The sequence below is a fragment of the Streptomyces sp. GbtcB6 genome, from assembly GCF_019091475.1.
In the GTDB taxonomy this organism is placed as follows: domain Bacteria; phylum Actinomycetota; class Actinomycetes; order Streptomycetales; family Streptomycetaceae; genus Streptomyces; species Streptomyces hyaluromycini.
The window spans coordinates 283,538-309,165 of record NZ_JAGXJL010000006.1 but is presented as its reverse complement, the minus strand read 5'-3'; the positions used below and the strand labels follow the sequence as shown (position 1 = coordinate 309,165).

The following is a 25,628-nucleotide window of genomic DNA, read 5'->3' as shown; positions in this document are numbered from 1 at the left end:
GCGACCAGCCACGACGGCGCCGCAGTCGGCAGACGGCGGATCGCGGCACTTCCAGCGGAGCCTCGCGGCACTTCCAGCGGAGCCTCGCGGCACTTCCAGCGGAGCGCTCAGCGGACCGTCCGGCGGAGCTTGACGTCCTGGCTGGACAGCGTCTGCGGGTCCGCCGTGAAGGCGCGCAGCCGGATCCGGGTGCTCGGCTTGGCGGGGATGCCGAACCGGCCGTTGGCCGGCCTGAGTTCGACACTCGCCGTGCCGTGCCCGGGAATCGTCGCCGGACCCCGCACCAGCAGCCAGTACATGCTCATGCCCTGCCCGGTGGTCAGCGTGTAGTGCGGGGTGAGCGGGACGCTCCCCGTGTTGACCACCTTCAGCGTCATCGCCCTGACCACCGAGGCCTGGTGCTTGGCGCGCCGCAGCGCGGTGATCTCCATGTGCAGCGGCGGTTTGCCGGACACCGCGAGTGCCGCGCTCGCCAGCGCCGGAGTGAGCAGCAGGGCGACCGTCGCGATCAGGGCGGGGCGGCGGCGGGGCCCGGTCAGCAGGGCCGGGCGCGGCTGCCAGGCGTGCTCGAACTCCGACAGCGGAGCGGTGACGGCCGCCGCCAGCCACAGCGGGGTCATCAGCAGGTAGTAGCCGTCCTGGGAGCGGGTCGCCAGGAAGAAGGCGAGCCACGGCAGCACGGTCGCGGCCGGGCCCAGACGCCGCACGAACAGCACGAACAGGGCCAGCAGGGCCGCCGCGAGGAGCATGCTCGCGTGCGAGTACCAGTCGATGCGGTCGCTGCCGTTCGTGTAGTACAGCGTGATGTCCACCAGGCCCTGGCCGTGCACCACGGCGCCCTGGATCAGCGGCAGCGCGATCCCGCGCAGCCAGCGGCCGGGTTCGGACACGATGAAGTACGTGTTGATCAGCAGCCACACCGTGACGGCCACGCCGGCGACCCGCAGGACCACCGCGGTGGCGGCCCGGCCGCCGAGCTCCCCGCGCCGCACCGCGTAGATCCCGGCCAGCAGGAACGGCGTGACGAACCACGGCAGTTGCTGCGCCGCGCACGCGGCCCCGAGGCACGCGGCCCGTGCGATCCCGGCCGCGCCGAGGCGGCCGCCCTGCCCGATCCGCGGCCAGCGCACCACCACCGGGATCAGCAGCGCCAGGGCGATCACCGCCGGGTAGCCGACCCGGGCGTACGTCGACAGGAAGCCGAAGCCCAGGCAGGACAGCGTCGCCGCCGACCGCCACGGCACCGGGAGCATCCGCCACAGCGCGACCGTGCCGGCGATCAGGGCGCCCGCGCACACCGCCGTCGCCGGGGCACCGTGGTGGCCGAGCCACAGCAGCGGGACGGTCAGCAGCGGCGCCAGCGGGGGATAGCCGTACGTGTAGTCGTAGCCGCCGCCTATCGTCGGCGTGAGGGCGATGCCCGTGTTGTGGAACAGCCACGGCCAGGCCTGCCCGTAGACGGGGTGACCGGCGAGCAGTTCCCTGGCGGCCTGGGTGGTGAGGGCGCCCTCGTCGCCGCCGTTGTGGTTCAGGGCCCAGGTGCACAGCGCGAGCGTCACCGCCGTGGCCAGGACCACCAGGTCGAGGCGGGCCAGCGACCGGGTGCTGCGGACCGTCAGCGTCAGTACGCCGGTCACCAGGATCGAGACGTAGCAGAGGGAGATCAGGGCCGCCAGGACCAGGTGGTGCGTCACCGCCTGCGTCCACACCGACCGGGTGCCGATGAACAGCCCGATGTCGGCGAGGAGGGTCAGGACGCGGTGCCAGGGTACGGGGGCTCCGGCATCGCCCGGAGCGGCGGACACCGCCGACTGTGTCCGCCGGCCGGGTGCCACCTGTTGTGTTTCTGCCAAGTGCACGAACCGGACGGTAATCGCGGGCGGTGAGCGCGGCGTCGCTGGAGGAGAAGAGTCCGGTGTGAGGGCGGTAAGAAGCCCCTAATGCGCGGCAATCGCCTGAAAAGTGAAAAGATCGCTTCTTTTCGTGCGCAAGGGCCCGGACACGCTCGCCCATCGTGTCGCTGTTGGGCTGAACGGGTGACTTGGCGTAAGAATTGGCTGGTGCAGGCATCGAGTGCGAGTCAGGTCGGGGGGAGCCGGTGAGCCGTTACGACGTCACCGATGAACAGTGGGAGGGGCTCGCCCAGGTCGTGCCGCTGCGGGGCCGCGACGCCTGGCCGTCGGCGGTGGGCCACCGTGCGCTGCCGGACGCGGAGACCGAGACGCGCCGCCGTTTCGTCGTCCTGCGGGTCAATGTCTTCGCCGACGCCCGCGACGTCGCCGAGACGCTGATGGCCGGCATACCGGTCCTGCTCGACCTGACCAGCGCCGAGACGGAGGTCGCCAAGCGCGTCCTCGACTTCAGCACGGGCGTGGTCTTCGGCCTCGCCAGCGGCATGCACCGGGTCGACCGCAACGTCTTCCTCCTCACCCCGCCCGGCACGGAGGTCAGCGGGCTGATGGAGGGGGCGGGGGTCTCGGGGGGCTGAGCGCCCTCGCCGGACCAGGCGCGGGTGCCTTCGACGGCTGAGCGACGTGCGGTGAGCGGGCGTCGCGGCGGTCCGGGGCGGGGCTCGGCGGCGGCTCGGCCGCTGTGGTGTCGACAGTGTCCACTGCGGTGCGGTCGAGCGTCCGTCCCCCGATCGTAGGAAGGTCCCGGCGGCGGAACGGTTCGCCGGGCGGCCGGAGGCCTACGGTCCGCATATGCCCGTGCCCTCCGCCTCGTCCGCGTCCCGCTCTGCTCCCTCCGTCCGTTCAGCCCCGGGCGATACCCCGCCGCAGCCGCAGCCGCAGCCGCAGCCGCGGTCGCAGCCGCCGTCGTCCGAAGGTGCGGTGCCGTCGGTGACCACGAACGCGCCGACGACCCCCGGTAGCCCGTCGGCAGAACGGCCCCGCCGGTCACGTTCCGGCACGCCCACCCGGTCACCGGAGACCGTCCCGCGCGCCCGCTCGGGCCGTCCGGACGCCCCGTTGCCGCCCGCACCCCGGTCCGCCTCCGCACCCCCCGCCCCCACCCCCCGTCGTGACCCCCGCCCCCGCGTCACCGAGCTGCGGCTCTCCGCCTTCGCCCGGCATCGTGGGGCGAACTTTCCCGTCGGGCAGGTCACGTTGCTCGCCGGGCCCAGCGGCAGCGGGAAGAGCGCGGTGCTCGCGGCCTACGAGGCGCTCGCGCGGCTCGGGGGCGGGGCCGCGCTCGCCGACGTGTTTCCGGACCCGGGCGCGCTGGTGCCGGAGCGGGCCCGGCCCGACGCACAGCGGCGGCGGGGGTTCCGCATCGGGTGTACGGCCGACGGCGCCGAGGGGCCGGTGCGGCTCGACGTCGCCGTGCAGGCCGAACCCGAACTGCGCATCGTCGGCGAGCGGCTGACCGCGGGCGGGCTCGTGCTTCTGGAGACCGCGTTGCGCGACCCGAGCCGGCCGGCCGTGCAGGCCGCCTGGCACACCGCGGGCACCGCGCCGGTGACCCGGGCCCCGCTCCCCGACGACCGCCTCGGCACCGCCCTGCTGCCGCTGCGCGTCGCCGGGAAGACGGACGGCCAGCGGCAGGTCCTCGCCGCCGCCGAGCAGATGGTCGTCGCCCTGCGGTCGGTGTTCCCCTGCGATCCGCGGCCCGAGGGCATGCGCACACCCGTCCTCACCGGCTCCGGCCGGCTGCTGCGCGGCTGCGACAACCTCGCCGACGTCCTGTGGCGCACCCGCTTCGAATGCGGCCGCCGGCACGCCCAGCTCGTCGACGCGGTGCGCACCGGCTGCGCCGGCCCCGTCGTCGACGTGCTCGCCGAACCGCTCGGCGACGGCACGGTACGGGCGCTGCTCGACCGCGGCGACGGCCACCGCACCGAGCTGGAGCGGCTCGGCGACGGCGAACTGCGCTATCTCGCCCTGGCCCTGGTCCTCTTCACCGGCCCCGGCGTCCTGGCCGTCGACGCACCCGGCGAGGTCCCCGATGCCATGCGCGGCCTCACCGTCCTCGCCGACGGCTTCGACCGCTGCCTCGACCCGGGCCAGCGCGCCGAACTCCTGCGCACGGCAGTCCTGATGGGGGAGCGCGGCCACATCCGGTTCGTCGGCGCGGTGAGCGACGCCTCCTGGGCCGGCGGAGCGGAGGCGATCACAGTGGTACACCTGGACGCGTGACAGACGAACCTCTCGACGTGGCGGGACTCCAGCGCAGGCTGGCCGAGTTCGCCGCCGCCCGCGACTGGCGGCAGTACCACACACCCAAGAACCTGGTGGCCGCCCTGAGCGTGGAGGCGTCCGAACTGGTCGAGATCTTCCAGTGGTTGACCCCGGAGGAGTCGTCCCGGGTGATGGCGGACCCCGGCACCGCCCACCGGGTCACGGACGAGGTCGCCGACGTGCTGTCCTACCTCCTCCAGCTCTGCGACGTCCTGGACATCGACCCGCTGGCCGCGCTGGCCGCGAAGATCGACCGCAACGAGAAGCGGTTCCCGCCTGCCTGACGGCCGGTCAGGTAGGAGCGTGGCACTCCGATTTAACACTCAGTAGCCAAAACCCCGCCCGAATCCGAATTGTTGTCCACAGATTTCCGTCTTCCTCTGGCTCCACGTCTTGGGAACCCTCACTCTGGGTAGTGAACTACTGAGTGCGGCAAGGCAGTTCGGACCGACGGGGACGGGGCGACGGATGGACGCGATGCGGCTCATCGTGGCGAGCAGACGGGCGCTGGCGCACGGCGCGGGCGTTCCGGAGTTGATGACCGAGGTGTGGCAGGCCCAGGCCCTGGCCCAGGCGATCGGCAGCCGGCTGGCCGTCTCCGGCCCGCCCGAGCTGCGGGGTGAGGCCCTCGGCCTGACCGAGCTGGCGGGCCGGGGCTGCGGCGTGCTGGACACCCCGGACCTGGACCCCGGCACCCTGCGCGCCGCCCAGCTCACCGAACTGGACGACGCGCGCCTGACCCTGCTGAGCCTCGGCGGCCTCCTGGGCGAGGTCGGCATCGCGCTGGTCGGCATGGCCAGCGCCGCGGCCGACGAGGCGACGTACTGGCAGTGCATGGAGGCCATCGACGCGGCCGACGAGTCCCGGGACAGGGTGCTGGAGATGCTCCGCAAGCTGGCAGCCAGGGAGGAGGTCCACGACGGCTAGGAGGCGGTTCCTAGCCGAGGTCGGCCTCTTCCCTCGGGGAGCGTTGCAGGTCCGCGTCCAGTGCGGAGATGTCCGCGTTCAACGCCGCCATGAGTTCCTCCATCTGCTGGAGCAGCCCCTTCGGCTGACCGGACGAGGGGCCACCCTGCTGTGGAACGGACTCTTCGGACAAGACGGCCTCCTCGGCCCCCCGGCCCGCCGTCGGCGGCGGGCCACGAACGACGCGCGGCGACGGCGACCGTCCGGCGCGGGTGCCGGACGGCCCGGCACCCACCCAACGATCACCGCAGGGGCCGGTCACTGGCCCGCGCCGCCCCGCGGCCCCGCCGTTGACGATATTCACCCGAGGGTGGACGCCCGTGACGGGTGGTGCCGATGCGGTTGACGGGGCGGGGTCCGTGCAGGATGGGTGTATGGACCTTCGTATCTTCACCGAGCCCCAGCAGGGCGCGAGCTACGACACCCTCCTCGCCGTCGCCAAGGCCACCGAGGACCTCGGATTCGACGCCTTCTTCCGGTCCGACCACTATCTGAAGATGGGCGACGTGGACGGCCTGCCCGGCCCTACCGACGCCTGGATCACCCTTGCCGGACTCGCCCGCGAGACCAAGCGGATCCGCCTCGGCACCCTCATGACCGCAGGAACCTTCCGGCTGCCCGGTGTGCTCGCCATCCAGGTCGCCCAGGTCGACCAGATGTCCGGCGGCCGGGTCGAACTGGGCCTCGGCGCGGGCTGGTTCGAGCAGGAGCACAAGGCGTACGGCATCCCCTTCCCGAAGGAGAAGTTCGGCCGCCTGGAGGAGCAGCTGGCGATCGTCACCGGGCTCTGGGAGACCAAGCTGGGCGACACCTTCGACTTCCACGGCACCTACTACGACCTCACCGACTCGCCCGCCCTGCCCAAGCCCGCCCAGGCCCGGATCCCGGTGCTGATCGGCGGCCACGGCGCCACCCGGACCCCGAAGCTGACCGCGCGGTACGCCGACGAGTTCAACATGCCGTTCGCCTCGATCGAGGACAGCGAGCGGCAGTTCGGCCGGGTACGGGCCGCCGTCGAGGCGGCCGGCCGCGGGGCGGACGAGCTGACGTACTCCAACGCCCTCGTGGTCTGCGTCGGCAAGGACGACCAGGAGGTCGCCCGCCGTGCCGCCGTGATCGGCCGCGAGGTCGACGAGCTGAAGACCAACGGCCTGGCCGGCACCCCCGCCGAGGTCGTCGAGAAGATCGGCCGCTACGCCGAGATCGGCTCCCGGCGCCTCTACCTCCAGGTCCTGGACCTCTCCGACCTGGACCACCTGGAGCTGATCTCCGCCCAGGTCCAGTCGCAGCTGTCGTGACCTTCGCCCCGCACGACGTCCGCCCCCGACCCGAAAGGGCCGGGGGCGGTTGTTTCTGCGGGCGTCGTGATTTCTGACGCCGGGTGTAAGAAAAAATTGCGGTGGAATTGCGGGAGCGAGTGGCCGGTACCGTACTTTCCCGCGCCATCCGGTTTTTACTTTCTGCTTTCCCGGGTCCTTTGACAATCGGGTGTGCCGGTTTCTATTCTCGGCGTGTATTCAGGGCCCCGGCGCCGTGGCTCTCGGTACTGACCTGGTCGGTGGGGGACGATGTACAGGTATTTGTTCCATCGGTGTTCCGGAACGCTCGATTTCTGTTTCCGGCGTCCCTTCCTGATGCCCCGCAGAAGCCTCTGAGCACCGGCATGCGTGCTTCCGGTGTGGTTTCCCGGATTTCTCCCTGCCCGGCTTACCCGGCCGACCTGCCCGGCTTACCCGGCCGACCTGCCCGGCCTCTCCGGCTGACCTGCCCGGTTTACCCGGCTGAAACGGTGTGCCGTACGGCCCTGCCCGGCACGCCGTATGCCATTCGATCCGCCGTACCGCCGCGGCGCGAGGGCCGCCACCCGTGGCCCGAGCCCCGGCCGCCACCCGTATACGGCCACCACACCCGGCCGTCGACGCGACAGGAAGAGAAGGCACCGTCATGACCACAGCCGTATCCACCACCCGCACCATCGTGGACCTGCTGCGCGACGCCGCCCGGAACCACGCCGCGTCCGGACTGCGCTACCCCCGGACCGCGACCGACCCCGATGCGCCCTTCCAGAGCTATCCCGAACTCCTCGACGCGGCCCGCTCGGTGCTCGGCGGCCTGCGCGAGCGCGGGCTCGTGGCCGGAGACAAGGCCGTCCTGCTCCTTGAGCGGCCGAAGGAGTTCCTCGCCGCGTTCTGGGCCTGCCAGCTGGGCGGCTTCGTGCCCTGCCCGATGGCCGCGCTCGGCGGCGACCCGGAGCGCTGGGCCGCCCAGCTCACCCATGTCGACACCCTCCTCGACCACCCGCTGATCGTCACCAGCGAGACCCTCGCCGCCGAACTCCCGCGCACCGAGGGCCTGTCGGTCGTCGCCCTGGAGGAGCTGTACGCGGAGCCCGCCGACGCCTTCCACGAGGCCGACCCGAAGGACACCGCCGTCCTGGTGCTGACCTCCGGCTCCACCGGCAACTCCAAGGCCGTGATGCTCTCGCACGGCAACCTGCTCGCCTCCATGGCAGGCAAGAACGGCTACCACCGGCTGACCGCCGCCGACACCACCCTCAACTGGGTCTCCTTCGACCATGTCGCCGCCCTGCTGGAGTGCCACATGCTGCCGCTGTACGCGGGCAGCACCCAACTGCACGTCGAGGCACCCGTCGTCCTCCAGGAACCGCTCAACTTCCTGCGGCTGATATCCGGCTTCGGCGTCACCATGACCTTCACCCCCAACTTCCTGCTGGGGCTGATCAATCCGCAGGCCGACCGGCTCGCCGAGGAGGACGGCCCGGGCCTCGACCTGTCCCGGCTGCGGCACATCATCAGCGGCGGCGAGGCCGTCGTCCGCACCACCGGCGAGACCTTCCTCGGCCGCTTCGCCCGCTACGGCCTGCGTCCCGACGCCCTCTGGCCCGCCTTCGGCATGTCCGAGACCTGCGCCGGGAGCATCTACTCCGTCGAGTTCCCGGCCGCCGACCAGGGCCAGGAGTTCGCCAACCTGGGCCGGCCCGTCGAGGGACTGCGGATCCGGATCGCCGACGAGGAGGACCACCACGAGCTGGCCTCCGGCGAGGTGGGCGAGCTCCAGCTCAACGGCCCGATGATCACCTCCGGTTACTACAACAACGAGCGGGCCACCCAGGACGCCTTCACCCCCGACGGCTGGTTCCGCAGCGGCGACCTCGGCCGCCTCGACGAGGGCCGGCTCACCCTCGTCGGACGCAGCAAGGACAGCATCATCGTCAACGGCGTCAACTACTTCAGCCACGACATCGAATCGGTCCTCGAAGGCCTCGACGACGTGGCCCGCTCCTACGTCGCCGCCTTCCCGACCCGCGCCCCCGGCAGCGACACCGAGCAACTGGTGATCGCCTTCCACCCGGAGTGCGCCGACGGCGACGAACTCGCCCTGTACCGGGTGCTGACCGCCGTCCGCAGCAGCGTCGTGATGCACTGGGGCTTCCGGCCCGCCCTCATCCTGCCGCTGCCCCCGGACGCCTTCCCCAAGACCAGCCTCGGCAAGATCCAGCGCTCGCTGATGCGCAGGCGCCTGGAGGCGGGGGCTTACGACGGGATCCGGGCCGCCGTCGACGACCTGGTGCTGCGCCGGCTCGGCGGCTACAACGCGCCGGAGGGCGACACCGAGACGGTCCTCGCGGGCATCTACGCCGAGATGTTCGACACCGACCCGCAGAAGCTGAGCGCCACCGCCAACTTCTTCGACCTCGGCGGCACCTCGCTGGACATCCTGCGGCTGCGCTCCCTGGTCGCCCAGCGCCTCGGCGCCGCCGACCTGCAGATCATCACCGTCCTGCGGGCCCCCACCGTCCGCGCCCTCGCCGCCCACCTCGACGGCGCCGCGCACGGCGAGCAGGAGTACGACCCGATCGTGCCCATGCAGGTGGGCGGCGACAAGACCCCGCTGTTCTGCGTCCACCCGGGCGTCGGCGAGGTCCTCGTCTTCGTCAACCTCGCCAAGTACTTCGTCGGCGACCGGCCCTTCTACGCCCTGCGCGCCCGCGGCTTCAACCCCGGCGAGACGCCCTTCGAGAGCTTCGCCGAGATGGTCGACACCTATGTGAAGGCCATCCGGGCCCGGCAGCCGCACGGTCCCTACGCGGTCGCCGGGTACTCCTACGGCGGTGCCGTCGCCTTCGAGATCGCCAAGGTCCTCCAGGACCAGGGCGAACGCGTCGACTTCGTCGGCAGCTTCAACCTGCCCCCGCACATCAAGTACCGCATGAACGAACTGGACTTCGTCGAGACCGCCGCCAACCTCGCCTTCTTCCTGGAGCTGATCGACAAGAAGCAGTCCCTCGAACTCCCGGCGCAACTGCGCCACCTGGAGAAGGACGAGCAGCTGGCGTACTTCGTCGACCACGCGCCCGAGGGCCGGCTCGCCGAACTCGACCTGACCTTCGAGAAGTTCCGGGCCTGGGCCGAACTCGCCGACGGCCTCACCAACCTGGGCCGCACATACGCCCCCGGCGGCAAGGTCCGCTCGATGAGCGTCTTCTACGCCATCCCGCTGCGCGGCACCAAGGAGGACTGGCTGAACAACGAGCTGCGCCGCTGGGACGAGCACACCACCGAGCAGAACCGCTACATCGACGTACCCGGCGAGCACTACACCCTGATGGGCCCGCAGCACGTGGCCACCTTCCAGTCCATCCTCCGCAAGGAACTCGACCGCGCCCTCGGCGACGCCTGATCACAGGGAGAGAATCAGTGAACGGCAAGAAGATCCTGGTCACCGGCGCCACCGGACAGGTCGCCGGACCGGTGGCCAAGGCCCTGGCCCAGGACAACGAGGTCTGGGCGCTCGGCCGCTTCGGCACCCCCGGCGCCGAGGACGACCTCACCCGGCACGGCATCCGCACCTTCCGCTGGGACATGGACGACACCGGCGACGGCTCCCTCAAGGGCCTGCCCGAGGACTTCACGCACGTCTTCCACTCGGCGGTGCGGCGCGGCGAGGACGGCGACTTCAACGCCGCCGTCGAGGTCAACTCGGTCGCCGCCGGGCGCCTGATGACCCACTGCCGTACCGCCGAGGCCTTCCTGTACGTGTCGACGGGCGCCCTCTACGCCCGGCAGACCCTCGACCACAAGTACACCGAGACCGACCCGCTGGACGGCAAGGCCGACTGGCTGCCCGCCTACCCCGTGGTCAAGATCGCCGCCGAGGGCACCGTCCGCGCCTTCGCCCGCACCCTCGGCCTGCCCACCGTCATCGCCCGCCTCAACATCGCCTACGGCCCCGGCGGTTACGGCGGAGTCCCGATGCTCTACTTCAAGCGGATGCTGGCCGGCGAGCCCATCCCGGTCCCCGTCGAGGGCCAGAACTGGTGCTCCCTGCTCTACACCGACGACCTCGTGGAGCAGGTCCCGCACCTGTGGCACGCGGCCGCGGTGCCGGTGACCCTGACCAACTGGGGCGGCGACGAGCCGGTCGGCATCACCGACTGCGTCCGGTACCTGGAGGAGCTGACCGGGGTCGAGGCGAACCTCGTGCCGAGCGAGGTCACCCGGGAGACCTACCAGTTCGACCCCACCCTGCGCCGCTCCCTCACCGGCCCGTGCCGGGTGCCCTGGCGCGAGGGCATCCGGCGGACCGTGGCCGCGCTGTATCCCGAGCACCTCAAGGACTGAGAAGGGCTGAGAAGGACATGACCGAGAACGCCAACGATCCACTGGCCCCGATCCACGCCGCCTACGCGGCCTTCGCCACCCGGGACGTGGGCGCGCTGCTCGACGCCTTCCACCCGGACATCGAGTGGGTGCACCCCGACGGCATGGCCGAGTACGGCCTCGGCGGCACCAAGCACGGGCACGCCGGTGTCAAGGAGTTCCTGGCCCACGTGCCGACCGTGCTGGGCGGGATGCGGCTGCACCCCGAGGAGTTCGTCCGCGAGGGGAACCGGGTGGTCGTCTTCGGCCACCGGGACGTCGTCTCCCTCTCCGGCCACACCGAGTCACTGCCGTTCACGCACTCCTGGGTGCTGCGCGACGGGCGTGCGGTCCGGATGGAGGACATCTTCGACACCGTCGCCTTCCACCGCGTCATCGAGAGCTGAGCGGGCCGGCCGCGTCCTGACGCCGGGTCAGCTCCGCCGCGGCCTCCCGCACGGCCGGCAGCAGCACGGCCACCTGCGGGCTGTGCACGGCACCCTCGCGCACCACGAGGGTGATACGGCGGGTCAGTTCGGGCCCGGCCGGGGTGATCCGGGCGACCGGAAGCCCCGGCCGGGTCGGCACCAGGTCGGGCACCAGCGCCACGCCCCAGCCCAGTGAGACCAGCCCGAACACGGCCTGCATGTCCCCGATGTCGGAGACTATGTCGGGCACGAATCCGGCCCCCGCGCAGGCGTGCAGGGCGAGCCGGCCGAGTTGCGAGGTCCGGTCGAGCAGCCACGGTTCCCCGGCGAACTCCTCCAGCCGGCAGGGGCGTCCGCCCTGGGCCAGCGGGTGCCCCGGGGCGGTGATCAGCCGGACGCGGTCGCTGAGCACCTCCTCCTCGTACAGCCCGGGCACCCGGGGCTCGGGCACCCGCGGGTAGCCGGTGGCCAGGACGGCGTCGAGGCGGCCCAGCCGCACCGTCTGCCGCCCCTGGTCCGGGGCCACCCCGTGCAGGGTGATACGCAGCTGCGGATGCTCCTCGCGCAGCCGGTTCAGCGCCGGCACCAGCAGCGCGGGCCCCTCGTGCAGCGGGACACCCACCCGCAGTTCGCCGCCGATCTCGCCGTCCCCGGCCAGCAACTGGGCCTCGGCCGCCTCCAGTTGGTTGACGATCCGGTCGGTGTGCGCGACCAGCAGCCGCCCGGCCGGGGTGAGCTCGGCGCGCTTGCTGCCCCGGTCCAGCAGTGCGGTACCGGTCTCCGACTCAAGGGCGGAGAGCTGTTGGGAAACAGCCGAGCGGGTGTAGTTCAGGGCCTGCGCCGCCGCGGCGATGGATCCCCGGGCGCCGACCTCACGCAGCAGAACCAGTTTCCGTACGTCCAGCACCGTCATCCTCGCTAACGCTTCCGGTTACGAACTGCCACGCCAGATTACGGGACAACCCGCTCACCCGGACTTTCAATGGATCACGGACCGATATGAACGACCTGATCAGACAGGGGTTTTCCGCCATGGCCACACTGCTCCACCTCGACTCCAGCCCGCGCGTGGGCTCCGTCTCCCGCCAGATCTCGGGCGAGTTCGCCGAGGCCTGGCGCAAGGCCAACCCCGACGGCAGCTACATCTACCGCGACCTGGCCGCCGGCCCGGTGCCGCACGTCGACCACGCGCAGATCGAGGTGATGCACCGACTGGAGAAGGAGGGCGTACGCGACCTCGCCGCGGCCCGCGACGCGGCCACCACGCCCGAGGAGCAGGCCAGTTGGGCGATCACCTGGCCGCTGATCGAGGAACTCCTCGCCGCCGACACCATTCTGCTCGGCGTCCCGATGTACAACTTCTCGGTGCCCTCGACCTTCAAGGCGTGGTTCGACCGGGTGCTGATCGCCCCGCTCATCGCCGACCCGGCCACCGGCGAGGGCCCGCTGTCCGGCAAGAAGGTCGTGGTGGCCTCGGCGCGCGGCGGCGCCTACGGCCCCGGCACGCCGCGCCACGACTCCGACCACCAGGAGCCGTACCTGAGGGCCGCCCTCGGCATGGTCGGCCTCGCGACCGACCTCACCTTCCTGCACGCCGAGCTGACCAAGTCGGCGCACGTGCCCCGGCTCGCCCAGTTCCAGGAGGTGGCCGCGGCGTCGTACCAGAAGGCGCTGGAGGGTGCCCGCACCCAAGGCGCCTCCTGAACTTCCTCACTTCAGGGGGAAGTTGCGGTCGAAGACGTTCTCCGGGTCGTACCGCTCCTTCAGAGCGCGGAGCCGGGACAGGGCCGGCTCGGGGAACGCCTCCGTCAGCACCTGCCGGGTACGGCGGGTGTCGAAGCTGAGGTACATGCCGTTCAGGTGCGGGGCGAGCCGTGCCCAGTGCGTGTCGAGCCCGCTCTCCAGCTCGGGGACTGTCGCGGACATCAGCGAGAAGTTCTGGGTGCGGTGGGCGTAGGCGGTGGCCGCGGGGTCCACGTCGTTGACCGCCCCGCCCACCGAACGGAACTGCTGCATCAGCACCTGCCCCGACTCCAGCGCGTCCGCGACCGCCCGTGCCGCGGCCGCGGTGAGGTGGTCGAGCAGGCCGGACCGGGTGGCGGCGAGCTGCTGTTGCCCGTGGTGCGCGACGCCGCTCACCGGCACCAGCGCCGAGTACGGCGCGAGCACCGCCCGCTGCTGGACCGGCGGGCCGATGCCGAGCAGCGGCGTCAGCGCCCGCTCGGCCGCGCCTTGTTCCGCGCTCCCCGCGTACACCGCGGCGACATGCGCCAGGTGCGGGCGGCCCGGCCCGCCCGGCATGAACGTTAGGAAACTGGTCAGCTCGCGCGGCGCCGCCTCCAGCACCGCACCCCACGCCTCGATCAGCGCCGCCGCGTCCCCCGCGTCGAAGACCAGGTTGGCGAAGACCACGTCACCGGTCTCGTAGGCCTCCAGTTCCACGGCGGTGACCACCCCGAAGTTCCCGCCGGCCCCGCGCACCGCCCAGAACAGGTCGGGCTCCCGCTCGGCGTCCGTCCGCACGAACGTGCCGTCGGCCAGGACGAGTTCGACCGCCGTCACATGGTCGACGGTCAGCCCGTGCAGCCGCGCCAGCCAGCCCATGCCGCCCGCCGTGACCAGGCCGCCCACCCCCACGTCACCGGTGTCCCCGGAGCTGACGGCCAGCCCGTGCGGAGCGAGGGCCTGCGCCACCCGGCCCCAGCGGGCGCCCGCCCCGACCCGGATCCGCCGCCGGGTCCGGTCGAGCACCCGCACCTCGTCGAGGCGGGACATGTCGACGACGGCACCGCCGTCGTTGGTGGAACGGCCGCTGATGCCGTGACCGCCGCTGCGCACCGAGACCGCCGAGCCCAGCGAGCGCGCGTACGCCAGCGCCTCGGCGGTCTGCCCGGCGTCCTCGGGCAGCAGCACGGCGGCAGGCGAGCCGCGGTGCACATAGCCGTGCCGTAACCGCTCGTACCGGGTGTCGTCCGGTACGACGATCCGCCCGGCCAGGGACGGCGGGACCGGTGGGACCGGCGGGACCGGCGGAAGTATGGACGTCATGATGGGGAGTTCCCTTCCTCGGCTTCGGATCCGGCCTCGCCGAGCGGCTCCAGCGCGCAGCGCAGGGACCGTGCCAGGTAGCGCACCAGCCGCTCCGGCTCCATCTCCGCCACCGGCCCGCTGCGCAGCACGTACCGGCTGAAGGCGACCCCGATGAGATGCGCGCCGAGCAGGTCGATGCGCTCGTCGGCGTCGGGCCCGGTCAGCACCGTGCGGTAGGCCTCCGTGCTGCTCTGCCGCATCGCTGTGTACAGGGCGGTCGCGGCGCTCTCGTCGGAGGCCGCGCTGCGGATCAGCGCGAGGAACGGATCGCCGCTGTCGGCGCGCTCCATGCGCTCGACGAAGGCCCGCGCGATCCTGTCCGGCAGGGTCCCGGGCGGCCCGGGCACCAGTTCCGGCAGGTCACGGGTGCCGGGCACGGCGGCCAGGAACAGCCGTTCCTTGGAGCCGAAGTGCCGCATCACCAGGCCGTGGGTGACTCCGGCGCGGCCGGCGATCTCCCGGATGGTGGCCCGCGCGTATCCCCGCTCGGCGAACGCGGCGCGGGCCGCGTCGAGGATCGCCTCGCGATGCGCCTCGGGTGCCCGCACCCGCTTCCGGGCGGGCGGCTTGCTGCTGGACGTCATGGTCACGGGCCCTAATGTACATCTGGTCATTAGCGGCCCCCGGCGGCTGCGCGGCCCGCCGCCGAACCGACGGTGCCGCGGACCAGCGCACGGACAAAACCAGTGGTCAAGGGGGCGCCGGACCAGGGAGACTCGGACATGTGTTCCTGACGATCTCCACGAGCGGCACCGCCGCCTCCCCGGCCACCGACCTCGGGTTCCTGCTGCACAAGCACCCCGACAACGCGCAGACCTTCACCACCTCGCACGGCATCGCGCACGTCTTCTACCCGGAGGCGGACGCCGAGCGCTGCACGGCGGCGCTGCTCCTGGAGGTGGACGCGGTGGCGCTGGTCCGGCGCGGCAAGGGCAAGGGACGCGGCGGAGCACCCGACGCGGCGCTCGCGCAGTACGTCAACGACCGCCCGTACGCAGCCTCCTCGCTGCTCGCCGTGGCGATCGGCAACGTCTTCTCCAGCGCGATGCGCGGCGTCTGCAAGGCCCGCCCCGAAGCCCCGGCACAGCCGAGGCCGTTGCGCGTCGAGGTGCCCGCGCTGCCCGCCCGCGGCGGCCCCGACCTCGTACGGCACCTCTTCGAGCCGCTCGGCTGGACGGTGACCGCCGAGCCGGTCGCCCTGGATGCCGAGTTCCCGGAGTGGGGCGACTCGCGATACGTCGGCCTGGTCCTGGAGTCCGAGGCGCTGACCCTCTCCGAGGCGCTGCGCCACCTCTACGTCCTGCTCCCCGTCCTCGACGACGCCAAGCACTACTGGGTGTCCTCCGAGGAGGTCGACAAGCTGCTGCGCGCGGGCGAGGGCTGGCTCCCCGGCCACCCCGAGCAGAAGCTCATCACCAGCCGCTACCTCTCCCGCCGCTGGTCGCTGACCCGGGAGGCGATGGAGCGGCTGGAGCTGGTGCGCCTCGCCGAGGCCGACGACAGCGAGGTCGAGGAGATCGACAACGCGGTCGCGGAGGAGACCGAGACGGAGGAGAAGCCGACCCCGCTCGCCGTGCAGCGCCGCGAGGCGATCCTCGACGCGCTGCGGCGCGCCGGTGCCGCCCGGGTCCTCGACCTCGGCTGCGGCCAGGGCCAGCTGGTGCAGGCGCTGCTGAAGGACCCGTCCTTCACCGAGATCGTCGGCGTCGACGTGTCCATGCGGGCGCTCACCATCGCCTCCCGGCGGCTCAAGCTGGACCGCATGGGGGAGCGGCAGGCCGCCCGCGTCAAGCTCTTCCAGGGCTCGCTGGCCTACACCGACAAGCGGCTCAAGGGGTACGACGCGGCCGTGCTGAGCGAGGTGATCGAACACCTCGACCTGCCGAGGCTGCCCGCCCTGGAGTACGCCGTGTTCGGCGCCGCCCGCCCGCGCACGGTCCTCGTGACCACCCCGAACGTCGAGTACAACGTCCGCTGGGAGACCCTCCCCGCCGGCCACACCCGGCACGGCGACCACCGCTTCGAGTGGACCCGCGAGGAGTTCCGCGCCTGGGCCCACCGGGTCGCCGAACTCCACGGCTACGACGTCGAGTTCACCCCCGTCGGACCGGACGACCCCGAGGTCGGCCCGCCCACCCAGATGGCCGTTTTCGAAATAAGCACGGCCACCGTATGCGTCGCGAAGGAGGCGAAGGCGGCATGACCGAGTCACAGCACACCGGACGGGTCCTGCCCGTCACCGACCTCTCCCTGGTCGTCCTGGTCGGCGCCTCCGGCTCCGGCAAGTCCACCTTCGCCCGGCGCCACTTCAAGCCGACCGAGATCATCTCCTCCGACTTCTGCCGGGGCCTGGTCTCCGACGACGAGAACGACCAGAGCGCGACCAAGGACGCCTTCGACGTCCTGCACTACATCGCCGGCAAGCGGCTGGCCGCCGGCCGCCGCACGGTCGTCGACGCGACCAGCGTGCAGCAGGAGTCCCGGCGCCAGCTGATCGACCTGGCCAAGCAGTACGACGTGCTGCCCATTGCCATCGTCCTCGACGTGCCCGAGGAGGTGTGCGCCGAACGCAACGCGGCCCGCACCGACCGCGCCGACATGCCCCGCCGGGTCATCCAGCGCCACATCCGCGAACTCCGGCGCTCGCTCCGCCACCTGGAGCGCGAGGGCTTCCGCAAGGTGCACGTCCTGCGCGGCGTCGAGGAGATCGAGTCGGCGACCGTCGTCACCGAGAAGCGGTTCAACGACCTGACCCACCTCACCGGCCCTTTCGACATCGTCGGCGACATCCACGGCTGCGCGAGCGAACTGGAGTCCCTGCTCGCCAAGCTGGGCTACCGGGACGGCGTCCACCCGGAGGGCCGTACCGCGGTCTTCGTCGGCGACCTCGTCGACCGCGGCCCGGACAGCCCCGGCGTGCTGCGCCGGGTCATGTCGATGGTCGGGTCGGGCAACGCCCTGTGCGTGCCCGGCAACCACGAGAACAAGTACGGCCGATACCTCAAGGGCCGCAAGGTCCAGCACACCCACGGACTCGCCGAGACCATCGAGCAGATGGACGGCGAGAGCGAGGAGTTCAGGGCACAGGTAAGGGAGTTCATCGACGGGCTGGTCAGCCACTACGTCCTCGACGGCGGGAAGCTGGTCGTCTGCCACGCCGGGCTGCCCGAGAAGTACCACGGCCGCACCTCCGGCCGGGTCCGCTCGCACGCGCTGTACGGCGACACCACCGGCGAGACCGACGAGTTCGGCCTGCCCGTGCGCTACCCGTGGGCCGAGGACTACCGGGGCCGCGCGGCCGTCGTCTACGGCCACACCCCGGTCCCGGAGGCCAGCTGGCTGAACAACACCATCTGCCTGGACACCGGCGCCGTCTTCGGCGGCAAGCTCACCGCGCTGCGCTGGCCGGAGCGGGAGCTGGTCGACGTACCGGCCGAGCGGGTCTGGTACGAACCGGCCCGGCCGCTGCACACCGAGGCGCCCGGCGGCCAGGACGGACGCCCGCTGGACCTGGCGGACGTGCACGGCCGACGGGTCGTCGAGACGCGGCACCAGGGCCGGATCGCGGTCCGCGAGGAGAACGCGGCGGCCGCCCTGGAGGTGATGAGCCGCTTCGCGATCGACCCGCGCCTGCTGCCGTACCTGCCGCCGACCATGGCCCCGACGGCCACTTCGCACGTCGAGGGCTACCTGGAGCACCCGGCGGAGGCCTTCGCCCAGTATGCCGCGGACGGGGTCGCCCGGGTGGTGTGCGAGGAGAAGCACATGGGCTCGCGGGCGGTGGCGCTGGTGTGCCGGGACGCGGACGTCGCGCACAAGCGCTTCGGTGTCCCGCCCGGCCCGACCGGCTCCCTCTACACCCGCACCGGACGCCCGTTCTTCGACGACGAGTCGGTGACCGAGGAGATCCTCGGCCGGATCCGCGCCTCGGTCGACGCGGCCGGCCTCTGGGACGAACTCGCCACCGACTGGCTGCTGCTCGACGCCGAACTGCTGCCCTGGTCGCTCAAGGCCTCCGGGCTGCTGCGCACCCAGTACGCGGCCGTGGGCGCCGCCTCCGGCGCGGTCTTCCCGGGCGCGCTGGCCGCCCTGGAGGGCGCGGCGGCCCGCGGCGTCGACGTCACCGGTCTGCTGACCCGGCAGCGCGAACGCGCCGCCGACGCGGCCGCGTTCACCGACGCCTACCGCCGTTACTGCTGGACCACCGAGGGCCTGGACGGGGTGCGCCTCGCCCCCTTCCAGATCCTCGCGGTCCAGGGCCGCAGCCTCGCCGCGCTCCCGCACGACGAACAACTCGCCCTCCTGGACCGGCTGGTGGAGCACGACCCGACGGGTCTCCTGCAGACCACCCGCCGCCTGCACGTCGACACCGGCGACCCGGAGTCGGTGCGGTCCGGCGTCGACTGGTGGCTGGAGATGACCGGCCGGGGCGGCGAGGGCATGGTCGTCAAGCCGGCCGGCGCGGTGGTCCGCGACCCGCAGGGCCGGCTGGTCCAGCCCGGCATCAAGTGCCGGGGCCGGGAGTACCTGCGGATCATCTACGGCCCCGAGTACACCCGCCCCGACAACCTCACCCGCCTGCGGGGCCGCTTCCTCAACCACAAGCGGTCCCTGGCGATCCGCGAGTACGCCCTCGGCCTGGAGTCCCTGGACCGCCTCGCGGACGGCGAACCGCTGTGGCGCGTGCACGAGGCGGTCTTCGGGGTCCTGGCCCTGGAGTCGGAACCGGTCGACCCGCGGCTGTGAACGACGGCGGCTCCGGCCGGCCGGTCAGCCCACCAGCCGCAGCCGCCGCGCGCACGCCCCCACCCGGACCGTCTGCCCCCACGTCAGTTCCAGGGCGTCGGACTCGATGCCGTCGCCGAAGGCGATCAGGCGGTCCGACTCGACCGTGAGGGTCAGGGCCGCCGAGGCCGTCAGCTCGCCGGCGACCAGGGAGGTCCCGGTCGCCGGCGAGGGCCAGGCCTCCCGGACGAACCAGAGGAGGCGGTCCTCCGTGGGGGCGGGCAACGGCAGCCGGGCGCCGCGCTCCTGCCACACCGAGCGCAGCCAGCCGGTGGCCCCCGTGCCGGTGCCCACCAGCACCCCGGAGGAAGCCTGGGCCTCGACGACACCCCCGTCGTTCTCGAGGCCCAGGCGGTATCGGGCGGTCTGATGACCGGCGGTACCCAGATAGATCTCGTTGAGCGCCACGAGCCGCTGCGTGTCGTCGGCGACCGCCTCCACCATCGTCAGCTCGTCGGCCCCCGTGGCCGCGGCCACGGCCGTCGCCGTGACCGAGGCCAGCAGTACGGCCGCCTGCTCGGGCCGGTGCCGTACCAGGACCCCCGGATTGCGGCCCGGGTCGGTGTCGATCCCGATCACCGGCTGGCCGTCCAGGTACTTGGCCACGTTCGCCACCAACCCGTCCTGGCCGACCACCACGACCACGTCCTCCGGCGCGAACAGGAAGCGGTCCAGGTCGGCCCGCTCCACCCGGGCCTGGCGCCAGGCCAGCGGCACCGCCGAGGTCACCTCCGCGAGCGCCCGCCGGCTGCGCCGGTGCCGTTCGGCGACCTCGGCCATGTCCCGGCCCCGGGAGGCGAGGAAGAAGGCGGCCTGGCCGTGCGTGCCGTGCCGGGCCACCAGTTCCTCGTACTCCGTGGTCCGGTGGACGAGCACGGCCCGCGGCGCGAGGCTCACTCCCGCTCCCCTCCCAGCCTGGCGAGCAGCCCGGTCAGCACGTCCGGCGACACGGTCACGCTGTCGATGCGCGGCAGGTTCTCGGCGAGCCGGGTGCCGGTGAGGGCGTGCAGCGTGGCCACGTCCGCCTCGCCGTGCACCCGCAGCCAGGCCTCCTGTGCAGCGGCCCGCGCCTCGCCGACCTCCCGCGCCCCCGCGGCCTCGGCCCGCGCGAGCGTGACCGCCCGGGCCGCCTCCGCCTCCGCCAGCCGTACCGTGCGTGCCGCCTCGGCGTCCGCGCGTACCGCGTCCGCCGCCGCGTGTTCCTCGGCCTCCCGGCGGGCGTTGGTGCCCCGTTGGTCGACCAACTGCTCCTCGCGGCGCGCGAGTTCGATCTGGCTGGCCAGCTCGTTCTCGGCGATCGCCCGCTCCCGCTCGACGGCCACCGCGCGCCGCTCGTAGGTCGCCCGGTCGGCCTCCTGCTGGATCTGCTCGCGGGCCGGGGTGCGCAGCGCGCGCTCCACCTCCGGCTCGGGCCGCAGTGCCATCACCCGGACGGCCACCACCTCGATGCCGGTGGCGGGGAGGCGGGGCTCCGCTCCGAGGCCGGCCACGATCCGCTCCCGGACCGCGGCCGTTCCGTCGACCAGCGCCTCCGACAGCGGGGTGCCGGCCAGCACGTCCAGCGCGTGCTGCTGGGCCGTCTCCGTGAGCAGCGTGCCCAGCTGTTCCAGCGGGGTGCCACGCCAGACACCCGTGTCCGGGTCGATCGAGAAGTCGAGGCGGGCGGCCGCCACCGCCGGGTCGCCGATGCGGTAGGTGACCGTCGCCTGCACCGCCACGTCCTGGAAGTCGGCCGTACGGGCATGGAAGGTCATCGCCAGTTCGCGGTCGTCGACCGGTACTTCGGAGATCGCCGCGGTGAGCGCGCGGAACCAGAAGCTGAGCCCCGGCCCGTCGTGCAGCAGCTTCCCGTCCCGGTGGTGTCTGACGTGTGCCGTCGGAGCCCCGCGCAGGTGGCGCCAGCCCAGACGCCGGGTGATGTCGGTCATCGAATCCGCCCCCTCATCTTTAGAGTCATGATGACCATAATCTCGGAACCTGGTTGTCGTCAAGAGGACGAGAACAAGAAACGGTCGAGCAGGGGGTGAAGACGGTCCGCGATGGTCAGGATGGAGGCATGGGATTCCACGTCGACTCCGAGGCCGGGCGGCTGCGCCGCGTCATCCTGCACCGGCCGGATCTGGAGCTCAAAAGGCTCACCCCGAGCAACAAGGACGCCCTCCTCTTCGACGACGTCCTCTGGGTCCGCCGGGCCCGGGCCGAGCACGACGGGTTCGCCGACGTGCTGCGCGACCGCGGGGTCGCCGTCCATCTCTTCGGCGACCTGCTCGAAGAGGCGCTGGGGATCCCGGCCGCCCGCACCCTCGTCCTGGACCGGGTCTTCGACGAGAAGGAGTACGGTCCCCTCGCCACCGACCACCTGCGCACCGCCTTCGAGAAGCTGCCGGCGGGCGAGCTGGCCGAGGCGCTGGTGGGCGGCATGACCAAGCGGGAGTTCCTGGCCGCCCACGAGGAGCCCACCTCGGTCCGCTTCCATGCCATGGACCTCGACGACTTCCTCCTCGAACCGCTCCCCAACCACCTCTTCACCCGCGACACCTCCGCCTGGGTCTACGACGGCGTCTCCATCAACGCCATGCGCTGGCCCGCCCGGCAGCGCGAGACCGTGCACTTCGAGGCGATCTACCGGCACCACCCCCTCTTCCGTGGCGAAACGTTCCATGTCTGGTCTGAGGGGCAGGCCGCCTACCCCTCCACCATCGAGGGCGGCGACGTCCTGGTGATCGGCAACGGCGCGGTCCTGATCGGCATGAGCGAGCGCACCACCCCGCAGGCCGTCGAGATGCTCGCGCACAAGCTGTTCGCGGCCGGCTCGGCGCAGACCATCGTCGCCCTGGACATGCCGAAGCGGCGCGCCTTCATGCACCTCGACACCGTGATGACGATGGTCGACGGCGACACCTTCACCCAGTACGCCGGACTCGGCATGCTCCGCTCGTACACCATCGAACCCGGCACCGGCGAGAAGGAGCTCAAGGTCACCGACCATCCGCCGGAGCACATGCACCGGGCGATCGCCGCCGCCCTCGGCCTCAGCGAGATCCGGGTCCTGACCGCCACCCAGGACGTGCACGCGGCCGAGCGCGAACAGTGGGACGACGGCTGCAACGTCCTCGCCGTCGAACCCGGTGTCGTCGTCGCCTACGAACGCAACTCCACCACCAACACCCATCTGCGCAAGCAGGGCATCGAAGTGATCGAGATCCCGGGCAGTGAGCTGGGGCGGGGGAGGGGCGGGCCGCGCTGTATGAGCTGTCCGGTGGAGCGGGACGCCGTATGAGGAACGCCGCACAAGCCGTATGAGACACCCTGCTTCTGGTGGCGGCATGCGGCGCCTAAAGCCATATGGATCCCCGCAAGGGGCGCAGTATGAAAACGTGCCGATCGGGATGGTCCAGCGGTGCCTGTATAGAAATGTGGAACATCGTATAGACTTCCAAAGTCCCCGAAGCTGACCCCTACCGCTGGAGCGCCCCCATGGCGACTGTCCCGACCGCCCTCGCCGGCCGCCATTTCCTCAAGGAGCTGGACTTCACCCAGGAGGAGTTCCGCGGGCTGGTCGAGCTGGCAGCCGAGCTGAAGGCGGCCAAGAAGGCCGGGGCCGAGACGCAGTACCTGCGGGGCAAGAACATCGCGCTGGTCTTCGAGAAGACCTCCACCCGCACCCGCTGCGCCTTCGAGGTCGCCGCCGCGGACCAGGGCGCTTCCACGACCTACCTCGACCCGGCCGGCTCGCAGCTCGGGCACAAGGAGTCGGTGAAGGACACCGCCCGGGTCCTCGGCCGGATGTACGACGCGATCGAGTACCGCGGGCACGGCCAGGGCGTCGTCGAGGAGCTGGCCGCGTTCGCCGGGGTGCCCGTCTACAACGGCCTCACCGACGAGTGGCACCCCACCCAGATGCTCGCCGACGTGCTCACCATGACCGAGCACAGCGACAAGCCGCTCGACGGGATCGCCTTCGCCTACCTCGGCGACGCCCGCTACAACATGGGCAACTCCTACCTCGTCACCGGCGCCCTGCTCGGCATGGACGTCCGGATCGTCGCGCCCCGGCTGCTGTGGCCGGACGACACCATCGTCGAGCTGGCCCAGCAGCTCGCCGGCGCGTCCGGCGCCCGGATCACGCTCACCGAGGACGTGAAGGAGGGGGTGCGCGGCGCCGACTTCGTCGCCACCGACGTCTGGGTGTCGATGGGCGAGCCCAAGGAGGTCTGGGACGAGCGCATCGCGCTGCTCGGCCCCTACGCCGTCACCATGGACGTGCTGCGCGCCACCGGCAACGCCGACGTCAAGTTCCTGCACTGCCTGCCGGCCTTCCACGACCTCGGCACCGTCATCGGCCGCGAGATCCACGAGCGGCACGGGCTGACCGAGCTGGAGGTGACCGACGAGGTGTTCGAGTCCGAGCACTCGGTCGTCTTCGACGAGGCCGAGAACCGGATGCACACCATCAAGGCGGTCCTGGTGGCCACCCTCGCCTGACCGGCCCTGTTCTTTGCGGCGGCCCGGCACCACCCCACGCCGGGGCCGCCATCGCGACCGAACCCGGATCGCACCCGCACCACCAGAAACGAGCACCACCCGCATGTCCCGCATCAAGTCCCCGCACCTGCTGGTCGCCGAATCCGGCGCCGACCGCGCGGGCCACGGCCTCCGCCGCACCATGGGCCTCTTCCAGCTGATCTGCTTCGGCATCGGAGCGATCGTCGGCACCGGCATCTTCGTCGGCCTCTCCGACTCGGTCGCCCAGGCCGGCCCGGCCGTCGTCGTCTCCTTCGTGCTCGCCGCGATCACCTGCGTCTTCACGGCCCTCGCCTTCGCCGAGCTGGGCGGCGCGATCCCGGTCTCCGGATCGTCGTACTCCTTCGCCTACGCCGGGCTCGGCGAGTCCACCGCGTTCCTGGTCGGCTGGTGTCTGCTCCTCGAATACGGCATCTCGATCTCGGCCGTCGCGGTCGGCTGGAGCCAGTACGTCAACGAACTGCTGCACAGCCTCACCGGCCGCCAGCTCCCGCACGCCCTGTCCGCGGGCCCCGGCGACGGCGGGATCGTGAACCTCCCCGCCGTGATCGTCATCGCGATGGCCGCAGTGCTGCTGGTGCGCGGGGTGCGGGAGAGCGCCCGGGCCACCGCCGCGATGGCCGCCGTGAAGCTGGTCGTCCTGGTCGCCTTCTGCGCGATCGGCTTCAGCGCCTTCAAGGACGGCAACCTCGTGCCGTTCTCCCCGGCCGGCCTCGGCGGTATCGGCGCGGGCACCACCGCCGCGTTCTTCTCCTACATCGGCTTCGACGCGATCACCACGGCCGGCGAGGAGGCCAAGAACCCGCGCCGGGACATCCCGGTCGCCATCCTCGTCTGCATGGGCGTCGTCACCCTGCTGTACTGCGCGGTCGCGCTGGCCGCCATCGGCGCCATCGGCGGCGACCAGGTCGCGGGCCGTCCCGCCGCCCTCTCCTACGTCGTCAACCAGGTCACCGGATCCACGATCGGCGGCGGTGTGATCGCCTTCGGCGCGGTCGTCGCCATCGCCTCGGTCGTCCTCGCGGTGATGTACGGCCAGACCCGCATCCTCATGTCCATGTCCCGGGACGGCCTGATCCCGCGCGTCTTCGAGAAGGTCTCCCCGAAGACCGCCACCCCGGTCGCGGGCACCCTGATCGTCGCGGCCGTCTTCGCGCTCCCGGCGGCCTTCGCCTCGCTGGACGCGGTGATGAACCTGTGCACCATCGGCACCCTCGCGATCATGGCCGTGGTGAACATCGCAGTGATCGCCCTGCGCCGCCGCGAACCGGCCCTCGCCCGCACCTTCCGGGTACCGCTCTACCCGGTCGTGCCGCTGCTGGGCGTCGGCTTCTGCCTGTATCTGATGTACGAGACCGGGTGGACGACCTGGATCCAGTTCGCCGTCTTCCTGGCCGTGGGCCTGCTGGTCTACCTCGGCTACGGGCGCCGGAACTCCACGCTGGCCCTGGTGAAGAGCGACGCGGTCACGCCCGACGCCACTGACGCGGTACTGCAGGAAGCCTGAACCACACCGCCTTGCCGGACTCGGTGGGGCGGTGACCGCAGGACGAGCTGAGGGCGCGGATCAGCAGCAGGCCGCGCCCGCCCTCCTGCATGGGGTCGGGCTCCTCGATCACCGGACGGGTGAGATGGCCGGGCGGCGCCGGGTCCGGGTCGTGCACCTCGACCTTGCAGCCCCCCGGCAGCAGCTCGACGACCAGCTCTATCGGCCCCTTGCCGGAGGCGTGCTCCACGGCGTTGGCGACCAGTTCCGCCGTGAGCAGCTCGGCGGTGTCGGTGTCCGCGGCGTGCTCCGCCTCCTCCATCGCCGAGCGCACCAGGGCACGGGCGACCGGCACGGCCGCGACGGTGTGCGGCAGCGCGATACGCCAGGAGGCGGCTGCGGAAGGTGGTTCGTACACGGCGATTCCGTTCATGGCGCAGGCGATCACTGCTTGTCCTGCTTTCAACTGTAGGAATGGTACGGGTCCCGTTCCGGAACCCGTCGGCGGGCC

Annotated in this window: 22 protein-coding genes; 14 read left to right on the top strand and 8 right to left on the bottom strand. The window is 72.0% G+C overall.

Annotated elements, in window-relative coordinates; translation table 11 throughout:
* Window positions 1-107: 107 nt before the first annotated feature.
* Window positions 108-1,805, bottom strand: coding sequence for a hypothetical protein (locus tag KVT45_RS13675; protein ID WP_217547372.1), 1,698 nt, complete (start codon window positions 1,803-1,805; stop codon window positions 108-110).
* A gap of 293 nt (window positions 1,806-2,098) precedes the next feature.
* Here KVT45_RS13675 and KVT45_RS13670 point away from each other — a divergent pair, with 293 nt between their 5' ends.
* The 4 genes from KVT45_RS13670 (at window position 2,099) to KVT45_RS13655 (ending at window position 5,105) form a co-directional block, all read left to right on the top strand.
* Window positions 2,099-2,488, top strand: a complete 390-nt coding sequence (locus KVT45_RS13670) for a cell division protein SepF (protein WP_089104207.1) — start codon at window positions 2,099-2,101, stop codon at window positions 2,486-2,488.
* A 481-nt stretch (window positions 2,489-2,969) separates the two neighbouring features.
* Window positions 2,970-4,136 (top strand): AAA family ATPase, encoded by a 1,167-nt coding sequence (locus tag KVT45_RS13665; RefSeq protein ID WP_217547370.1) that lies wholly within the window; start codon window positions 2,970-2,972, stop codon window positions 4,134-4,136.
* Window positions 4,133-4,462: a nucleotide pyrophosphohydrolase gene (locus KVT45_RS13660; protein WP_217547291.1), complete on the top strand. Its 330-nt coding sequence runs from the start codon at window positions 4,133-4,135 to the stop codon at window positions 4,460-4,462. The genes KVT45_RS13665 and KVT45_RS13660 overlap by 4 nt, the downstream gene beginning before the upstream one ends.
* A 184-nt stretch (window positions 4,463-4,646) precedes the next feature.
* On the top strand, window positions 4,647-5,105 hold the full coding sequence (locus KVT45_RS13655) for a DUF6099 family protein (RefSeq protein WP_217547289.1): 459 nt from the start codon (window positions 4,647-4,649) through the stop codon (window positions 5,103-5,105).
* Between the two features lie 10 nt (window positions 5,106-5,115).
* On the opposite strand, the gene KVT45_RS13650 is transcribed toward KVT45_RS13655, so the two are convergent.
* Window positions 5,116-5,277: a hypothetical protein gene (locus tag KVT45_RS13650; RefSeq protein ID WP_217547287.1), complete on the bottom strand. Its 162-nt coding sequence runs from the start codon at window positions 5,275-5,277 to the stop codon at window positions 5,116-5,118.
* A gap of 241 nt (window positions 5,278-5,518) precedes the next feature.
* Between KVT45_RS13650 and KVT45_RS13645 the strand changes: the two genes are divergently transcribed.
* From KVT45_RS13645 to KVT45_RS13630, 4 genes are all read left to right on the top strand, one after another.
* A complete protein-coding gene (locus tag KVT45_RS13645) occupies window positions 5,519-6,442 on the top strand; it encodes an LLM class F420-dependent oxidoreductase (RefSeq protein WP_217547285.1) in 924 nt (307 codons plus the stop codon).
* Between the two features lie 646 nt (window positions 6,443-7,088).
* Window positions 7,089-9,845 carry a non-ribosomal peptide synthetase gene (locus KVT45_RS13640; protein WP_217547284.1) on the top strand — a complete coding sequence of 919 codons (2,757 nt, stop codon included), beginning with the start codon at window positions 7,089-7,091 and terminating at the stop codon, window positions 9,843-9,845.
* Between the two features lie 17 nt (window positions 9,846-9,862).
* Window positions 9,863-10,786 carry an NAD(P)-dependent oxidoreductase gene (locus KVT45_RS13635; protein ID WP_217547282.1) on the top strand — a complete coding sequence of 308 codons (924 nt, stop codon included), beginning with the start codon at window positions 9,863-9,865 and terminating at the stop codon, window positions 10,784-10,786.
* Between the two features lie 17 nt (window positions 10,787-10,803).
* Entirely contained in the window at window positions 10,804-11,211 is a 408-nt protein-coding gene (locus KVT45_RS13630) for a nuclear transport factor 2 family protein (RefSeq protein WP_217547280.1), read from the top strand.
* Here the strand turns inward: KVT45_RS13630 and KVT45_RS13625 are convergent.
* Window positions 11,198-12,145, bottom strand: a complete 948-nt coding sequence (locus KVT45_RS13625; RefSeq protein ID WP_254646710.1) for a LysR family transcriptional regulator — start codon at window positions 12,143-12,145, stop codon at window positions 11,198-11,200. The genes KVT45_RS13630 and KVT45_RS13625 overlap by 14 nt on opposite strands.
* Window positions 12,146-12,264: 119 nt before the next feature.
* On the opposite strand from KVT45_RS13625, the gene KVT45_RS13620 reads away from it, so the two are divergent.
* A complete protein-coding gene (locus tag KVT45_RS13620; RefSeq protein ID WP_217547278.1) occupies window positions 12,265-12,936 on the top strand; it encodes an FMN-dependent NADH-azoreductase in 672 nt (223 codons plus the stop codon).
* A 6-nt stretch (window positions 12,937-12,942) separates the two neighbouring features.
* On the opposite strand, the gene KVT45_RS13615 is transcribed toward KVT45_RS13620, so the two are convergent.
* Together KVT45_RS13615 and KVT45_RS13610 are read right to left on the bottom strand one after the other, a co-directional pair.
* Complete coding sequence (locus tag KVT45_RS13615; protein WP_217547277.1) at window positions 12,943-14,280, bottom strand: FAD-binding oxidoreductase; 1,338 nt, start codon at window positions 14,278-14,280, stop codon at window positions 12,943-12,945.
* Complete coding sequence (locus KVT45_RS13610) at window positions 14,277-14,906, bottom strand: TetR family transcriptional regulator (protein WP_217547367.1); 630 nt, start codon at window positions 14,904-14,906, stop codon at window positions 14,277-14,279. Before KVT45_RS13610 ends, KVT45_RS13615 begins: the two co-directional genes overlap by 4 nt.
* Before the next feature lie 140 nt (window positions 14,907-15,046).
* Here KVT45_RS13610 and KVT45_RS13605 point away from each other — a divergent pair, with 140 nt between their 5' ends.
* Window positions 15,047-16,525: a 3' terminal RNA ribose 2'-O-methyltransferase Hen1 gene (locus tag KVT45_RS13605; RefSeq protein ID WP_217547275.1), complete on the top strand. Its 1,479-nt coding sequence runs from the start codon at window positions 15,047-15,049 to the stop codon at window positions 16,523-16,525.
* On the top strand, window positions 16,522-19,068 hold the full coding sequence (locus tag KVT45_RS13600; protein WP_217547274.1) for a polynucleotide kinase-phosphatase: 2,547 nt from the start codon (window positions 16,522-16,524) through the stop codon (window positions 19,066-19,068). Before KVT45_RS13605 ends, KVT45_RS13600 begins: the two co-directional genes overlap by 4 nt.
* 24 nt (window positions 19,069-19,092) lie before the next feature.
* On the opposite strand, the gene KVT45_RS13595 is transcribed toward KVT45_RS13600, so the two are convergent.
* Both KVT45_RS13595 and KVT45_RS13590 read right to left on the bottom strand, forming a co-directional pair.
* Window positions 19,093-20,004, bottom strand: a complete 912-nt coding sequence (locus tag KVT45_RS13595; RefSeq protein ID WP_217547272.1) for an NAD(+)/NADH kinase — start codon at window positions 20,002-20,004, stop codon at window positions 19,093-19,095.
* Window positions 20,001-21,035 carry an SPFH domain-containing protein gene (locus tag KVT45_RS13590; RefSeq protein ID WP_217547270.1) on the bottom strand — a complete coding sequence of 345 codons (1,035 nt, stop codon included), beginning with the start codon at window positions 21,033-21,035 and terminating at the stop codon, window positions 20,001-20,003. The genes KVT45_RS13595 and KVT45_RS13590 overlap by 4 nt, the downstream gene beginning before the upstream one ends.
* A 128-nt stretch (window positions 21,036-21,163) precedes the next feature.
* On the opposite strand from KVT45_RS13590, the gene KVT45_RS13585 reads away from it, so the two are divergent.
* The 3 genes from KVT45_RS13585 to KVT45_RS13575 all read left to right on the top strand — a co-directional run bounded on the left by KVT45_RS13585 (window position 21,164) and on the right by KVT45_RS13575 (window position 25,138).
* Window positions 21,164-22,387: an arginine deiminase gene (locus KVT45_RS13585; RefSeq protein WP_217547268.1), complete on the top strand. Its 1,224-nt coding sequence runs from the start codon at window positions 21,164-21,166 to the stop codon at window positions 22,385-22,387.
* Between the two features lie 197 nt (window positions 22,388-22,584).
* Complete coding sequence (gene argF, locus KVT45_RS13580; RefSeq protein ID WP_217547267.1) at window positions 22,585-23,592, top strand: ornithine carbamoyltransferase; 1,008 nt, start codon at window positions 22,585-22,587, stop codon at window positions 23,590-23,592.
* Window positions 23,593-23,695: 103 nt separating this feature from the next.
* Entirely contained in the window at window positions 23,696-25,138 is a 1,443-nt protein-coding gene (locus tag KVT45_RS13575; RefSeq protein ID WP_217547265.1) for an amino acid permease, read from the top strand.
* Here the strand turns inward: KVT45_RS13575 and KVT45_RS13570 are convergent.
* Complete coding sequence (locus KVT45_RS13570; RefSeq protein ID WP_217547263.1) at window positions 25,098-25,550, bottom strand: ATP-binding protein; 453 nt, start codon at window positions 25,548-25,550, stop codon at window positions 25,098-25,100. The genes KVT45_RS13575 and KVT45_RS13570 overlap by 41 nt on opposite strands.
* Window positions 25,551-25,628 lie beyond the last annotated feature (78 nt).

Coding starts and splice junctions, on each gene's coding strand:
- KVT45_RS13655 (WP_217547289.1), top strand. CDS start 4,647: ATGGACGCGATGCGGCTCATCGTGGCGAGCAGACGGGCGCTGGCGCAC.
- KVT45_RS13645 (WP_217547285.1), top strand. CDS start 5,519: ATGGACCTTCGTATCTTCACCGAGCCCCAGCAGGGCGCGAGCTACGAC.
- KVT45_RS13640 (WP_217547284.1), top strand. CDS start 7,089: ATGACCACAGCCGTATCCACCACCCGCACCATCGTGGACCTGCTGCGC.
- KVT45_RS13630 (WP_217547280.1), top strand. CDS start 10,804: ATGACCGAGAACGCCAACGATCCACTGGCCCCGATCCACGCCGCCTAC.
- KVT45_RS13625 (WP_254646710.1), bottom strand. CDS start 12,145: ATGACGGTGCTGGACGTACGGAAACTGGTTCTGCTGCGTGAGGTCGGC.
- KVT45_RS13620 (WP_217547278.1), top strand. CDS start 12,265: ATGGCCACACTGCTCCACCTCGACTCCAGCCCGCGCGTGGGCTCCGTC.
- KVT45_RS13615 (WP_217547277.1), bottom strand. CDS start 14,280: ATGACGTCCATACTTCCGCCGGTCCCGCCGGTCCCACCGGTCCCGCCG.
- KVT45_RS13610 (WP_217547367.1), bottom strand. CDS start 14,906: ATGACGTCCAGCAGCAAGCCGCCCGCCCGGAAGCGGGTGCGGGCACCC.
- KVT45_RS13600 (WP_217547274.1), top strand. CDS start 16,522: ATGACCGAGTCACAGCACACCGGACGGGTCCTGCCCGTCACCGACCTC.
- KVT45_RS13590 (WP_217547270.1), bottom strand. CDS start 21,035: ATGACCGACATCACCCGGCGTCTGGGCTGGCGCCACCTGCGCGGGGCT.
- KVT45_RS13585 (WP_217547268.1), top strand. CDS start 21,164: ATGGGATTCCACGTCGACTCCGAGGCCGGGCGGCTGCGCCGCGTCATC.
- argF (WP_217547267.1), top strand. CDS start 22,585: ATGGCGACTGTCCCGACCGCCCTCGCCGGCCGCCATTTCCTCAAGGAG.
- KVT45_RS13575 (WP_217547265.1), top strand. CDS start 23,696: ATGTCCCGCATCAAGTCCCCGCACCTGCTGGTCGCCGAATCCGGCGCC.
- KVT45_RS13570 (WP_217547263.1), bottom strand. CDS start 25,550: ATGAACGGAATCGCCGTGTACGAACCACCTTCCGCAGCCGCCTCCTGG.